The organism is Gilvibacter sp. (assembly GCF_013214815.1).
GTDB lineage: Bacteria > Bacteroidota > Bacteroidia > Flavobacteriales > Flavobacteriaceae > Gilvibacter.
In genome coordinates this window covers 1-14,223 of record NZ_JABSPU010000067.1, presented here as the reverse complement: position 1 = coordinate 14,223, position 14,223 = coordinate 1, and the positions used below count along the sequence as shown (strand labels likewise).

Below are 14,223 nucleotides of genomic sequence, written 5' to 3'. Positions count from 1 at the left end.
ACGGAGGGAACTGCGCCATTCGCTGCCGGCACTCCGATTGCCCTTTATGCTGATGGAACCTTTATTCTCGGCCTAGATACACCTACAGCAATACCCGTTGGTGGCGTTATAGACCTTGAGGTTGCCTTGATTCTTGATCCTGATCTCCCGGACAGTTTTAGCCTACTTGCAGTAGCTGATGATCTAGGCGATGGAAATTCCATTATTGAGGAGTTGGATGAGACCAACAACACCTTTAAAGCCAATGTAAATTTCCAAAGCATTCCACAATTGCCACCACTAACGGATCAACTCGCCTGTGATGTAGGTTTTGACAGTGCTGAATTTGACTTGACCCAGGAGGTGGAACCGCTGCTGCAAGAGTTCGGAGGTACCATTCGTTATTACACCAGTGCTTCTGATGCGCTAATTGGGATCAATCCTATAGTCAACACCCAACGATTCAACAATACGCAGAATCCGCAAGAGATCTTTGTAAGAGTAGACAATGAGATCTGTTTTGACATAGCCAGTTTCACTGTTCGTGTTGAAAATTGTCCGCCTCTAATTCCTCAAGGATTTTCTCCCAATGCAGACGGAATTAACGACACTTTTGAAATCCAAGGATTGCTGGATATTTTTCCCGATCACCGCTTGGAGATTTATTCGCGATCAGGGAATCTGATTTTTGTAGGAACCAATCAAACTGGACATTGGAATGGCATTCCAAATCGGGGTCTCGCAAGAGGTGAAAAAGTAGTTCCTCCAGGGGTTTATTACTACGTACTTTTTCTTGCCGATGAGAACTTCGACACCTTTAGCGGATGGTTGTATTTGAATCGGGACTAACCGCAATTGAGCGGCGATCTGAGCTCCTACTTTTTAACATTTAAGGCCCGATTTGAGGCCTTTTTTTTACCTACATCGTTGAAAACAAAAATTACGTCTAAGTTTTGTTCAATTCTTTTACAGACTTAAAATAATCTCTTACATTTATATTTTAGACATCAATTTATACAATTAACAGCCACCTTCTATGAGAAATTTTACTCCTAGATTCTTACAATCAATATTTGCACTGGCCTTCCTATTTTTAGGGCTTCAACAAAGTCAGGCGCAGCTCGATGCACAGTTGTCTTTGGACGATGCTTTCGCCAAAGGTAATTTCATTGAAATCGGGATCAATCAAAACGGTACGTTTGGGGTTCCAAACGACCAAAATCCTGGACCACCATACCACGATAGCCGTGAGACTGGTAATGACCTTTTTGGTTTTATCGCCAACCCAACTATGGACGGCTGGGTTGATTATGACGGGGATTTCTTTACTCCTGGTTCTCCGGAAGAAGGATGGGGAATCGAATACGACGGGGCTGTATGGAATAACAACTTAGCAAGTCCAAACCAAGTTCCTGGAGCTATCAGTGGAGCAGGGATCCTTACCGATCCGTGTTTTGGTGATTTTGCCCAGATCTCTTGGAACGGATTTATTGATGGAATTGAGATCATCCGTAACTTCTCTGTTTCTCGCGACGGTCTTTTCATCAGAATGGAGCAGCGTTTGACAAACTTAGATGCTGTACCAAAAACCAACTTATACTGGATGAACAATGTGGATCCAGATAACAACCAAACCATCAACGGAACCTTTACCACAGATCAAGAATTGATCGCACAACCTTCTGGTGGTATTGACATCCTTGGTTTTGTTTGTGCTTCTCAAGGACCTCTTGGAGGAACCGATGCTAACGGATCGAGTGTGTGTTACTACGTTCAGGATGAGCGTGCTCGTGTAACTTACGGTGGATTTAGCAACCGTGACCCATCAGACATTTGGAACGGAGTTGGTTTTGAACAAACAGAAGGTGCAACAAACACTGCAGATGAGGCCATCTCTATTGCTTATTTCTTTGGGGATCTTGCTCCAGGAGAATCTGTAAACTTTACTTATTTCTACGTATTTAGAGACTTTACCGGTGGTGGTGTTGATCCAACCTTTATTTCTCTAGCTCCACAAAGTCCATCAGCTTGTGGTGCTGATGATGGTAGCATTTTAGTAACTGGATTACTAGGAGATACGGATTACAATATTTCTTATGTAGACGATGGAGTACCTGTGGGACCAATCACGCTCCCTGCTGATATGACTGGATCTTTGACCATTGGTGGTTTGGATGCTGGAGTTTATACAGACTTCGTGTTTACCAATGACGCTGGATGTTTCTTTGAGAACGCTGGCCCAATCGTTGTAGAAGATCCAGGAGCACCAACATTTACAGCTATTGTGAATCAACCTGTAGCTTGTGATATGGACGGTAGCTTAGAGCTTTCTGGCTTAACTCCAGCAACCTCTTACGATTTAACCTATACACAAGACGGAACCGTTATCGGACCAGCGACTGTACTTTCTGATGCAACTGGAAGTATCTTCATCACTGGTTTAGGTGAAGTTACTATTACTGACATTACATTAGAACAAGGAACTTGTAGCTTTACAGATCCAGGTCCTTATACTTTTGAATACCCAGACTTTACTCCAGTAGTAACCACGGCAGATCCTGTAAACTGTGATTCGGACGGATCATTGACAGTTGATGGATTAGCAGCAGACACTACTTATGAGGTGACATACTTATTAGACGGAGTGCTTGTTGGACCAATCACGGTAACTACTGATGCAACCGGACAGTTCATCATTGCAGGCTTGGACGAAGGAGTTTACACAGATATTACCATCGTACTTAATGATTGTACCTATACCGCAGCAGGACCGTTCGAATTGAACAGACCTTCGTTGGGTGGTGCAACCATTGCGGGTGTAGATCCAACAACTTGTGGACCAACAGGACAGGTGATCATCAGCAACGTATTCCCGAACACAACCTTTGAACTGACCTATACATTTAACGGAGTTCCTGTAGGACCAATCACAGTAACTTCCGATGCTTCTGGAACTATTGTGATCACAGGATTACTTGCCGGTATTTACGCTGACGGTGTACTTACCTTTAACGACTGTTCATTCACTCAGCCAGCACCGGTAGAATTGATGGAGCCAGATTCTCCAAGTTTCACCGTAACTGCTCAAGACTCTGATGTTTGTGGACCTAATGGTGCCTTACTGATCGAAGGATTGATGGCTGACACCACTTATAATGTAACCTATACGGTAGATGGCGTTGTTGTTGGACCGATGTCCTTTACAACGGATAGCTCTGGAAACATCCTAATTACAGGATTGGATCAAGGAATTTACACAGACGTAACAGTAGAGATCGTAGAATGTTCTACAACTCTTGCCGGTCCTTTTGAGATCAACTATCCTGACGACCCAACATTCACGGTTACCGTAAATGACCCAACGACTTGTTCAGCAGACGGAAGTATTGTGATCTCTGGACTATCAGCAGGTACAACTTACGATGTATCATACAACTTTAACGGAACACCAGTTGGACCAGATGCCTTAACAGCAGACGGTGCAGGAACTATTGTGATCTCTGGCTTGGACGAAGGTGTTTACACCGACATCCTAGTTGATCTTGGAGCTTGTCAAGCCTCTGATGCAGGACCGTACGAGATCATGTACCCAGACAGTCCAGCTATTAGTGACCCTGCGGCTTACGAATTGTGTGGAACTCCAGGTGGAGTTGCTGAATTTGACCTAACAAGCCGTGACAATGAGATCACTGGTGGCGCTTCTGGATTGACAGTGACCTATCACGAAACCCTTGCAGATGCAGAATCTGGTGACAATCCATTGACTTCTCCATACAGCAATACCTCTAACCCACAAACTATTTATGTTCGTGTGGTAGACGATGTAACTGGATGTGTAAGCACTACAGCGCTAGAACTTGTTGCTTTGGTGATCGATTCATTATCTGCTCCGGCTGCAGTTGAAAGCTGTCCTGCCGATGGAGCTTCTGGTTTGACCAATCAATTCGACCTTACTGCATTCAACAGCGAGTTCGGCGTAGACCTATCAGGACTTACAGTGACTTATCACACGAATTCAGCAGATGCTGAAGACGGAAGCAATCCTATTGCAAACCCTGAAAGCTATACCAACGTAACCACTCCAGAGACCATTTACATCCGCGTTGCAAACGCAGCTGGATGTTTCCAAACAACCTCTGTAGAGATCAGTGTTGTAGCTTGTGAAATTGAAATTCCTCAAGGTATTTCACCAAACAACGATGGATTTAACGACACCTTCGACATTGGTGGATTGGAGCTTCACCCGAACTTTGAGTTGAAGATCTTTGACCGCCGTGGATTGTTAGTATACTCCGGAAACGGTAGTACTCAAGATTGGGACGGACGCGCCATCGAGAAAAACGGTGAGTTGCTGCCTGTAGGAACTTATTTCTACACCCTGCAATTGAATGATATGCCTGGAGATCCATTCTCAGATGTTGAGCAATTATACTCCGGATGGGTGTACTTGAATTACTAGACAACTAGAATCCAATATATTCGAAAGCCTTCAAATTTAGATTTGAAGGCTTTTTTTATCGATGAACGGTAGATTTTTACGGGGAGAATTTCCTTAACTTTCCCGTAAAAACTAACCGCCATGTCGCTAACTAAACAAGCCTGCCTAGGGCTGCTTCTGCTGGCCTTTAACTTCTCAACTGTTCAGGCACAGGTAACCAAACCAGACCCCGCGAACTTTGATCGATTTGTTACTCAGGTATATACCGGTTCTGGTGCCGATTATATCAAACCCGATACCCGTCGCTATGTCTATATGAAAGAGCTCTTTGAAAAGCGCATTTCCTATGTCAAAAGTGATGCTGAAAAATTAGATCTCGATAGCAACCTCAAATTACTCTCAGAGGTTCCCATGTATAACCTGTACAATCCAGGCCTCAGCCGCGATAGCGGTTTTGACCCAGACCGATTCAATCCGTTTAAATACCAATTTGATTTTTATGCGGCTAAGAAATTGATCTACCGCATAGACGGGACGGAATATCTCATTGTAATCGCTCCTCAAGAGCGCAAAAACCAATAGTCCTATGAAAACTAAATTACTTCTATTCGTTCTCGGGCTATTGAGCTGTACCACTTTTGGGCAGGAGATCAATATGCAAAATGGCAGTTTTAATGTGTGTACCGGTAACTTCTACGATTCTGGAGGACCTGCAGCACCCTATGCTAACAATGAAACTTTAGTGCTCACACTCTGTGACGATGGTAGTGGCGGAATTCTTCAAGTGGATTTTACCAGCTTCACCACAGAAACGCCCAATGATGTATTGACCATTTATGACGGAGCCGACACCTCTGCTCCTGTCATTGGTGATTTCTCAGGAACCAACAGTCCTGGAATTGTTCGTCCTTCTCCGACGAATCCCTCAGGATGTTTAACCTTTGAATTTGTATCCAACGAGTTTTTCACCTCTATCGGTTGGGAAGCGCAAATAAGTTGTTGTCAAGAGATCTCAACTACATTTGATGGCTCTACTCCAGCTGCGGTTGGCGGTATAATAGAAGCGGATGTGGATGAGGTTATCACTGTAAACGCTTCTGCTGTCTTTGCTGACTCTGATGCCGGTGCGACCTATGAGTGGGATTTTGGTGATGGCACGGTAATGAGTGGCTTGAGTGCCATGCATGCTTACACCTCGCCAGGGTTGTATCCGATCAGCTTTACGGCTACCGATGCAGCAGGTTGCGTGGATCAAACTCGTATAGAACTGACCGCCGATGTAGAATTTGATGTTTCAGTAGGGAATCCCTTTGTAGATGCCGGACCTGACGTCACTTTAGATTGTTCCTCAGGAGAGATTTGTGCAGACCTAAGCGCTGACTTTCTTTCTATTGGAGAAACAACCACTTATAATGTAGTGCCAATTCCTTTTGACCCACCTTTCTCTTTTAACGGCTTGGCCAATAGTTTAAATCCAGATATTGATGACGCTTGGTCAGATGTGGAAGAGCTGCCTTTTGATTTTTGTTTCTTCGGAGGAACGGAAACCCAGTTCCAAGTAGGATCCAACGGGGTGATCCGTTTTGAAGTAGACGGTTCAGACACCTCTAACGGCTGGTCCTTTGATGAGGACCTACCCAATAATGACAACCCAACCTTAGGGGAGGCAAACATTTTCACTCCAGGGCACGATATCAACCCAGCCACTAGTGATTTTGAAGAGATCGGTTATGAAGTTCTAGGAACTGCACCAAACCGTGTTTTGGTAGTGTCCTATTTTGAAGTACCTATGTTCTCTGGAAGCTGCACCGATCTGCTCGCTACGCAAATGGCAGTGCTTTATGAAACTACGAACATAATTGACGTTTACATCCTGAACAAACCAACCTGTGAGACTTGGAACGACGGGAACGCTGTTCTGGGGATCCAAAATAATGAAGGTACAGAGGCATTTGTTCCTCCAGGAAGAAATACTTCAGATTCTCCATGGACCACAGAATTTGAAGCTTGGCGCTTTATTCCAGACGGTCCCAGTGTAACCAGCATTACCTGGTTGGATGAATCTGGAGACGTGGTTGGCGATACCGCTGATATTACAGTATGCCCGGTAGGAACTCAGACCTATACCGCGCGTGTAGATTATCTTAACTGTAATGGCGAAACGGTAACTGTAGAAGACACGGTCACGGTGACTTCTAACGCTACCTTTAGCTTCAATCTTGGGGATGACATCGGGACTTGTGATACTGATCCAATTACTTTGGATGCCGACACGGGTGCTGCTGGAGTCACCTACCAATGGTTCTTAGACGATGCTCCAATTGTTGGAGCTACGGACCCAACTTACGACGCCACCACAACAGGAAGTTATCGCTGTGAGGCAACAGACGGAGATTGTACCGTTGCCGATACAGTAGTTGTGACCTTCTTTGACACTCCTATGGCCAACACGCCAACAGATCTTACTGTTTGTGACGACGATAATGATGGCTTCGCCGAATTTGATCTAACTCTGGCAGATGCTGAGATCATCGCAGGTCAACCAGACACCTTTGTGACCTATTATGTATCAGAAGCTGATGCTTTGGCAGGTGTTGCAGGTACTGAGCTGATCATGCCTTACACCAATACGGAGAATCCTCAGGTAGTATGGGCGCGAATAGAGAATTCAGGAGGCTGTTTTGATATTGTAAGCTTTACCATAACTGTATTGAACTCTCCAGAGATCAACGATCCCATTGCCAACTATGAATTGTGTGATGATGAAGTTGCCGACGGAATTACTGTGTTTGATCTGACGTTTTGGATTTCTGAAATTACTGCAGAATCCGCTGTAGATATTAGTTTCCATGAAACTGAAGCTGAAGCCGATGCAGGTACGGGAGCTATTGCAGATCCTACGGCTTATTCTAATGTTGTGAATCCGCAGCTCATTTGGGTGCGAATTGTCAATCCTACCACCGGCTGTTTTACCGTAGGTAGTTTTACGATAACTGTAAATGAGGGACCTACAACCACAGCTCCTGAGGCATATGAACTCTGTGACATGCTACCTTTTGACGGCATTGAGCCGTTTGACCTGACTTCCCGTGATGCGGAAATCACAGGCGGTGTTGCAGGCGTGACGGTTAACTACTATTTGACAGCAGCAGATGCTGCTTCTGGAGATACTTCATTAGCACTGAGCAGTCCGTATTTGAACGTTGCGAATCCACAGGATGTCTTTGCTCGCGTAGAAGACGACACCACAGGGTGTTTCAGTATTGAATCCCTGACCCTAATTGTTTTGGATGGTCCAGTGATCGCTGATCCATCTCCATTAGCGCTGTGTGACTCCAACAATCCCGGAGATGAAATTGAGGAATTTGACCTAACGCTAAAAGATAACGAAATCACTCTTGGAGATGCCAGTTTGGTAGTGACCTACCATGAAACAGAGGTAGATTCTCAAACGGGAGACAATCCGTTGAGTAGTCCGTATACCAACACTTCTAATCCGCAAACCATCTATGTGCGCGTTGTGGATCCAGCGACGGGTTGCTTTAGCCTAACTACCTTAGAACTGGAGATCATTCCATTGGTTCCTTTCAATATCCCTGAACCTGTGGTTGCTTGTGGAGACTCAGGAGGATTTGCAACCTTTGACCTAGAGGCCTTGATTGAGGTGATCACCGGAGGTGAATTGGGAATTATTGTCTCTTTCCATGCGACGGATGCCGATGCACAGAATAATGTGAATCCACTACCGCTCAGTTATACCAATACGACCAATCCAGAGATCATCTATGTTCGTGTTACAGATCCGTTGTGCTTTGCGACCTTCCCCTTGGAATTGATCGCAGAAGCATCACCAAGTCTTAATACCTTAGAGCCTATTGAGCTCTGTGCTGATGCAGGGTCTGGAACAGCTGCGTATGATCTCAATCAATTGGAAGCCTTACTCGGTATAGAGACCTCAGGACTGGAAGTCACTTATCACACTTCCAATGAAGATGCTCAAAATGGAGAGAATCCAATTGCGAGCCCTGAGACTTATCAAGCTGCAGATGGAGATACCGTATATATTCGCGCAGAGACTGCCGCCACTTGTGAAGCAATAGCTGTGGTGGAATTTGTGGTTGAAGTTTGTGAGATAGTGATTCCTCAAGGGATTTCTCCAAATGCCGATGGTTTCAATGACACTCTAGACATCAGTGGCTTGGCGCTGCATTCCAACTATGATTTGAAGATTTATGACCGCCGTGGAATATTGGTTTACAGCGGCAACGCCAGCACCAGCAATTGGGATGGAACAGCTGTCGAAGCCAATGGAGAACTGCTTCCAGTAGGAACTTACTTCTATGTATTACAGCTTAATGACGCTCCTGGCGATGGTCGTTTTGAAGACACACAACAGCTCTATAACGGCTGGATATACCTGAATTATTAAATGCGCTAAATTCGAGTTCATTTAAGAAAAACGGCTTGCTTTTTTGCAAGTCGTTTTTGTTTTATATGCCCTGAAAAAGCTGTAATTTTAAGGTTCGATTTGCGGAGAGAGTATACCTTATGAAATTCACTATTGTTTCTGATTTTAAGCCGACTGGAGATCAACCTGAAGCCATCAAAGCCTTGGCTGAAGGCATTGATACGGGAGAAAAGTACCAAACACTTTTGGGGGTTACCGGTAGTGGTAAAACCTTTACTGTGGCGAACGTAATTGAAGAAGTTCAGCGACCAACACTGGTACTGGCACACAACAAAACCTTGGCTGCGCAGTTGTACACGGAATTTAAGCAGTTCTTTCCCAACAATGCGGTGGAGTATTTTGTATCCTACTACGACTACTACCAACCCGAAGCGTATATCCCGACCAGTGGAACCTATATAGAAAAGGACCTTTCCATCAATGAAGAAATTGAGAAGCTGCGTTTGAGCGCCACCTCTTCCCTGCTCTCTGGTAGGCGCGATGTGATCGTGGTAGCTTCTGTGAGCTGTCTTTACGGTATTGGAAACCCAATCGAGTTTCAAAAGAACGTGATCAAGCTGGAGCAAGGAGAAATGATCTCCCGAACAGCCCTTTTGCACAAGTTGGTTCAAAGCTTGTACTCAAGAACGGAAGCAGAGTTCAACCACGGAAATTTTAGGATCAAAGGAGATACATTGGACGTTTATCCCAGCTATGCCGATATCGCTTTTAGAATCCATTTCTTCGGAGATGAGATTGAAGAGATCGAGGCCTTTGACCCAAGTAATAACAACCTGATTGAGCGTTACGACCGCTTGACGATCTATCCGGCCAATATGTTTGTGACCTCTCCCGATGTACTTCAGAATGCCATCCACAACATTCAAGATGATCTGGTTAAACAGGTGGATTACTTTAGAGAGATCGGCAAGCCCTTGGAAGCCAAACGCTTGGAAGAACGCACCAACTTTGATCTGGAGATGATACGCGAATTGGGCTATTGCTCTGGTATTGAAAATTATTCCCGCTATTTGGACGGCCGCGAACCCGGAACCCGTCCGTTCTGCCTGTTAGACTACTTCCCTGACGATTATTTAATGGTAGTGGATGAGAGTCACGTGTCCATTCCCCAAGTAAGTGCCATGTATGGTGGCGACCGCTCTCGTAAAGAAAACCTAGTAGAATACGGCTTTAGGTTGCCCGCAGCCATGGACAATCGTCCGTTGAAGTTTGAAGAATTTGAGGCCTTGCAGAATCAAGTGATCTATGTCAGTGCAACTCCTGCGGATTATGAATTGGGCAAATCAGAAGGAATCTATACCGAACAAATCATTCGCCCTACTGGACTGTTGGATCCGGTGATCGAGATCCGTCCGAGCTTACACCAAATTGACGATCTGATTGAAGAGATCCAACTGCGCGTAGAAAAAGACGAGCGTGTTTTGGTGACTACCCTAACCAAGCGCATGGCCGAAGAACTCACCAAATACCTCACGCGTATTCAAATACGCTGTCGTTATATTCACAGCGATGTAGACACCTTAGAACGCGTAGAGATCATGCAGGATCTGCGCATGGGTCTCTTTGATGTGCTGATTGGAGTAAACCTCTTGCGTGAAGGTTTGGATTTACCGGAGGTTTCCTTAGTAGCTATTTTAGATGCGGATAAAGAAGGATTTTTGAGATCGAATCGCTCCTTAACGCAAACCGTAGGTCGTGCAGCGCGTAATATCAACGGAAAGGCCATCATGTATGCAGACACCATTACGCGGAGTATGCAAGAAACCATCGACGGTACCAATTACCGTAGAGCGAAGCAGATCGCCTATAACGAGAAACACGGCATCACTCCAACAGCGATCAAAAAGTCCTTGGACAATGCTTTGACTAAAGAAAAGACGGAGCGTTTTACCTTTGATACTGCGGAAGAATTATTGCAAGAACGCCCAGAAGAGTACTTGACCAAGCCGCAGATTGAAAAGCGCATTCGCGATACGCGCAAGGCCATGGAAAAGGCTGCAAAAGAGCTGGATTTCATGCTCGCCGCTAAATTGCGCGATCAGATCAAACAGTATCAGAAAGAAATGGAAACCCTAGAATAATGGAGAACGCAGCAAACAGCATCCGTATCAATAAAGCTTTGAGTGAACAAGGATTTTGTTCGCGACGTCAGGCTGACGCTTTGATAGAGCAAGGTCGGGTGACCATCAATGACCGTAAAGCTGTTTTGGGAGATCGTGTCCTGCCCGATGATGAGATTCGCGTAGATGGCCAATCGGCCAACAAAAAAGAAGACGATGTCTTTATCGCCTTTAATAAACCCGTAGGCATTACGTGCACAACGGATGAAAGCATTCCTGGGAATATCATTAGTTATATCAATCACAAGGAGCGTATTTTTCACGTGGGTCGTTTGGACAAACCCAGTGAGGGGCTGATCTTTCTAACCAACAATGGAGATATCGTCAATAAAATACTGCGCGCTGGGAATCAACACGAAAAGGAATACATCGTTACTGTAGACCGCCCAATTACTGAAGAGTTCGTGAGACGCATGGCTGGAGGGATCCCAATTTTGGGAACCGTAACTAAAAAATGCAAGGTGGAACGTTTAAGCCGATTCGTCTTTAAGATCATCTTAGTGCAAGGCCGCAACAGACAGATCCGCAGAATGTGTGAATACTTGGGCTACGAAGTAACCCGTTTGCAAAGGGTCCGCATTATGAATATTACGCTAGATGGTATTCCGGAAGGTAAGTGGAGAGACCTCAGTGCTCAAGAACTTAAAGAGATCGAGGCCATGGTGAGCACCTCTTCTAAAGTCGCCGCAGCTCAAACTCCACGCAGACGCCGCAGACACTAGTCTAGTTTAATAATTTCCTGAACTCATTTAGACTGATAGTCTTTAAGCGAAAATTAGGCATTTTGGCTGTGATTGAAGAGTTTTTTGAGTTGCATAGCAGCGCTACGGAACGATAAAAACTCAAGAATCAGAGCGAAAAGGACAATTTTTTAGCAAAGAGTAGAAGGATAAAGGAGTTCCATAAAAAAGAAGTCAGACCCCAATTGCAAAGGTCTGACTTACTACAACTAACTAACCAAATTTCCTAATAGAGTCTTAGGATAACTATGAAATTGCAATTGTGCGCTTTTGAGACAGCTGCGCCTCTTTGTTCTTAGGAACAACAATGGTCAAAATACCATCGGTATAGGCTGCTGAGATCTCGTCTTGTTTTACATCTTCTGGAAGACTAAAGGCGCGACTAAAGCTTGAATGACTAAACTCCTTACGGGTGTAGCGCTCCTTTTCGTCTTTGGTTTCTGATGTGTTCTCAACTGTTGATGATATGGTTAGCACATCATCTTCAAGGTTGATATTAAAATCTTCTTTTTTAAAGCCTGGGGCCGCCAAGGACACTTGGAAATCATCTTCAGTTTCTTTTATGTTGGCTGCCGGCAGGGCGGCTCTTTGTCCTCCCCAAACATCCAAGCGATCATTCAAAAACAGATCGTCTAATAGTGATGGGAATCCAAATCGTGTATTTCTTTTTACTAAACTCATAACATGAAAAATTTATTTACGAGTAGTTTATAGCAATTTCGATTCCATTGCTACTTATACGCCATTTTGACGTGATTTGAGTAAATTTTAATGCCGAATTGACAGTTTAGTTGTAATAGGCTTGGAAAATACGCACCAATTCGTCAGCTGGAATGAGCTTGTTCTCGTACTTATCCATGCGGAGCATCACCTGATCTATGATCTCCATGCGAATCCCCATCTTGAGTCCAAAATTACGCAACGCAGCTACCTCAGCATCTTTGGTTTTGAGGTCAATATTCATCATCAACACTAACTTGTGAAAGTGCGTGATACGCCCGAGTTCCGTAACAATAGGCTTGGATTCCACAGGATTGTGAAAAAGGTCATGTACTGTCTCCTTATCAATTTCAAAGCGTTTGGCCAAGGTCATGATAAATTGATATTCCTCTTCAGAAATATGATGATCTGCCTGCGCTAAAGCAATCAAATCACTGAGTAGTCCTAATTTTTCCTCTTTCTTATCCATCTGTTGTAGTGGGGTAAAAATAGGGAAAAGCAAGGACCAAAAAAAATCCCGCAGCCAGACTGCGGGATTCTTCTTTTTTACAGTGCCTCCTCTACACTACCGTCTTCAATCGCACGGGCACTGTATATTCTGTTCCTTTCTGAGCGCTTGTCTCAAGTTTTTGATAGTTCAATCTAGACTTGATGTATGACACTACAGTATCGTTGTCTGAATCTACAGACAGTACAACCACCTCATTGTCTTTGTTGATCATGAAAGAAACCTTGGCGATCTCCTCCCCTCCAAAATCAAAGTCTGGGTTGGCTAAAAACTTCCCGATCTCTTGAGTGATCGTTACTGGGTTCTCGTTTGTTGGCTCGGTGGCCGCATTTGCAGTAGTCCCTACAAAAAACGCTAGGGCAACTACTAATAAACTTAATTTTCGCATTACTGTTCGATTTAAATTGATGTACACCTAATAGACTGCTCAAAAATTAAATAGTTACTTCTAAAGGCTTGATTTAACGACAGTTTAACGATTATTTGAACTAGTTAACATTCAAAATATGGCATAAAAAAACTCCCGAAAACCAGCGTTTACGGGAGCTTTAAGTATGTTACAAAGTTTATGCGAGTACCGCCTGAACTTTATCTGATGCTTCTTTAAATTCTACTGCAGAATGCACATCCAAACCACTATTATCGATGATTTCTTTAGCTAATTCTGCATTAGTTCCTTGTAAACGCACAATGATAGGCACTGGAATGTTACCGATATTCTTGTAGGCATCTACAATACCTTGGGCCACACGGTCACAACGTACAATACCTCCAAAAATGTTCACAAGAATCGCTTTTACATTCTCATCACGAAGAATGATCCTAAAAGCTGGTTCCACACGCTCAGCGTCTGCAGTTCCTCCAACATCCAAGAAGTTAGCTGGCTCTCCACCGGCCATCTTGATCAAATCCATAGTCGCCATGGCCAATCCAGCTCCGTTTACCATACATCCAACATTACCATCTAAATCAACATAATTTAAACCAGCAGCTTTTGCTTCTACTTCAATAGGATTCTCTTCGCGTAAATCACGCATTAATGCATAATCTTTATGTCTATACAATGCATTTTCATCTAAAGTTACTTTAGCATCAACCGCTAAAATTTTAGAATCTGAAGTTTTTAATACAGGATTAATTTCAAACATTGAAGAATCTGACTTGATGTATGCTGTATATAATGCAGATACAAATTTTGTCATTTCTTTTAAAGCAACACCAGATAACCCTAAGTTAAAGGCAATCTTACG

Annotated in this window: 9 protein-coding genes and 1 pseudogene; 6 read left to right on the top strand and 4 right to left on the bottom strand. The window is 44.0% G+C overall.

The window, feature by feature from the left end; all coding sequences use genetic code 11:
* The 6 genes from HRT75_RS11980 to rluF form a co-directional block, all read left to right on the top strand.
* Positions 1-828 (top strand): gliding motility-associated C-terminal domain-containing protein (locus HRT75_RS11980; RefSeq protein ID WP_291187014.1); only part of this gene is annotated, 828 nt, incomplete at its 5' end.
* A gap of 187 nt (positions 829-1,015) precedes the next feature.
* Positions 1,016-4,438: a gliding motility-associated C-terminal domain-containing protein gene (locus HRT75_RS11975; RefSeq protein ID WP_291187012.1), complete on the top strand. Its 3,423-nt coding sequence runs from the start codon at positions 1,016-1,018 to the stop codon at positions 4,436-4,438.
* Between the two features lie 120 nt (positions 4,439-4,558).
* Positions 4,559-4,999, top strand: coding sequence for a hypothetical protein (locus HRT75_RS11970; RefSeq protein ID WP_291187009.1), 441 nt, complete (start codon positions 4,559-4,561; stop codon positions 4,997-4,999).
* Between the two features lie 4 nt (positions 5,000-5,003).
* The gene (locus HRT75_RS11965) at positions 5,004-8,846 is read left to right on the top strand and encodes a gliding motility-associated C-terminal domain-containing protein (RefSeq protein WP_291187006.1); all 3,843 of its coding nucleotides are present in this window, start codon (positions 5,004-5,006) and stop codon (positions 8,844-8,846) included.
* Between the two features lie 119 nt (positions 8,847-8,965).
* Complete coding sequence (uvrB, locus tag HRT75_RS11960) at positions 8,966-10,966, top strand: excinuclease ABC subunit UvrB (RefSeq protein ID WP_291187003.1); 2,001 nt, start codon at positions 8,966-8,968, stop codon at positions 10,964-10,966.
* Entirely contained in the window at positions 10,966-11,727 is a 762-nt protein-coding gene (rluF, locus tag HRT75_RS11955; RefSeq protein ID WP_291187001.1) for a 23S rRNA pseudouridine(2604) synthase RluF, read from the top strand. Before uvrB ends, rluF begins: the two co-directional genes overlap by 1 nt.
* A 264-nt stretch (positions 11,728-11,991) precedes the next feature.
* Here the strand turns inward: rluF and HRT75_RS11950 are convergent, their stop codons facing one another.
* The 4 genes and pseudogenes from HRT75_RS11950 to sucC form a co-directional block, all read right to left on the bottom strand.
* The gene (locus HRT75_RS11950) at positions 11,992-12,426 is read right to left on the bottom strand and encodes an Hsp20/alpha crystallin family protein (protein ID WP_291186998.1); all 435 of its coding nucleotides are present in this window, start codon (positions 12,424-12,426) and stop codon (positions 11,992-11,994) included.
* Between the two features lie 106 nt (positions 12,427-12,532).
* Positions 12,533-12,934: a TerB family tellurite resistance protein gene (locus HRT75_RS11945; RefSeq protein ID WP_272833066.1), complete on the bottom strand. Its 402-nt coding sequence runs from the start codon at positions 12,932-12,934 to the stop codon at positions 12,533-12,535.
* 91 nt (positions 12,935-13,025) lie between these two features.
* Positions 13,026-13,361 carry a hypothetical protein gene (locus HRT75_RS11940; protein WP_291186994.1) on the bottom strand — a complete coding sequence of 112 codons (336 nt, stop codon included), beginning with the start codon at positions 13,359-13,361 and terminating at the stop codon, positions 13,026-13,028.
* A 178-nt stretch (positions 13,362-13,539) separates the two neighbouring features.
* Positions 13,540-14,223, bottom strand: a pseudogene (gene sucC, locus HRT75_RS11935) (succinate--CoA ligase subunit beta); the annotation flags it as partial.

Coding starts and splice junctions, on each gene's coding strand:
- HRT75_RS11965 (WP_291187006.1), top strand. CDS start 5,004: ATGAAAACTAAATTACTTCTATTCGTTCTCGGGCTATTGAGCTGTACC.
- HRT75_RS11970 (WP_291187009.1), top strand. CDS start 4,559: ATGTCGCTAACTAAACAAGCCTGCCTAGGGCTGCTTCTGCTGGCCTTT.
- HRT75_RS11975 (WP_291187012.1), top strand. CDS start 1,016: ATGAGAAATTTTACTCCTAGATTCTTACAATCAATATTTGCACTGGCC.
- rluF (WP_291187001.1), top strand. CDS start 10,966: ATGGAGAACGCAGCAAACAGCATCCGTATCAATAAAGCTTTGAGTGAA.
- HRT75_RS11945 (WP_272833066.1), bottom strand. CDS start 12,934: ATGGATAAGAAAGAGGAAAAATTAGGACTACTCAGTGATTTGATTGCT.
- HRT75_RS11940 (WP_291186994.1), bottom strand. CDS start 13,361: ATGCGAAAATTAAGTTTATTAGTAGTTGCCCTAGCGTTTTTTGTAGGG.
- uvrB (WP_291187003.1), top strand. CDS start 8,966: ATGAAATTCACTATTGTTTCTGATTTTAAGCCGACTGGAGATCAACCT.
- HRT75_RS11950 (WP_291186998.1), bottom strand. CDS start 12,426: ATGAGTTTAGTAAAAAGAAATACACGATTTGGATTCCCATCACTATTA.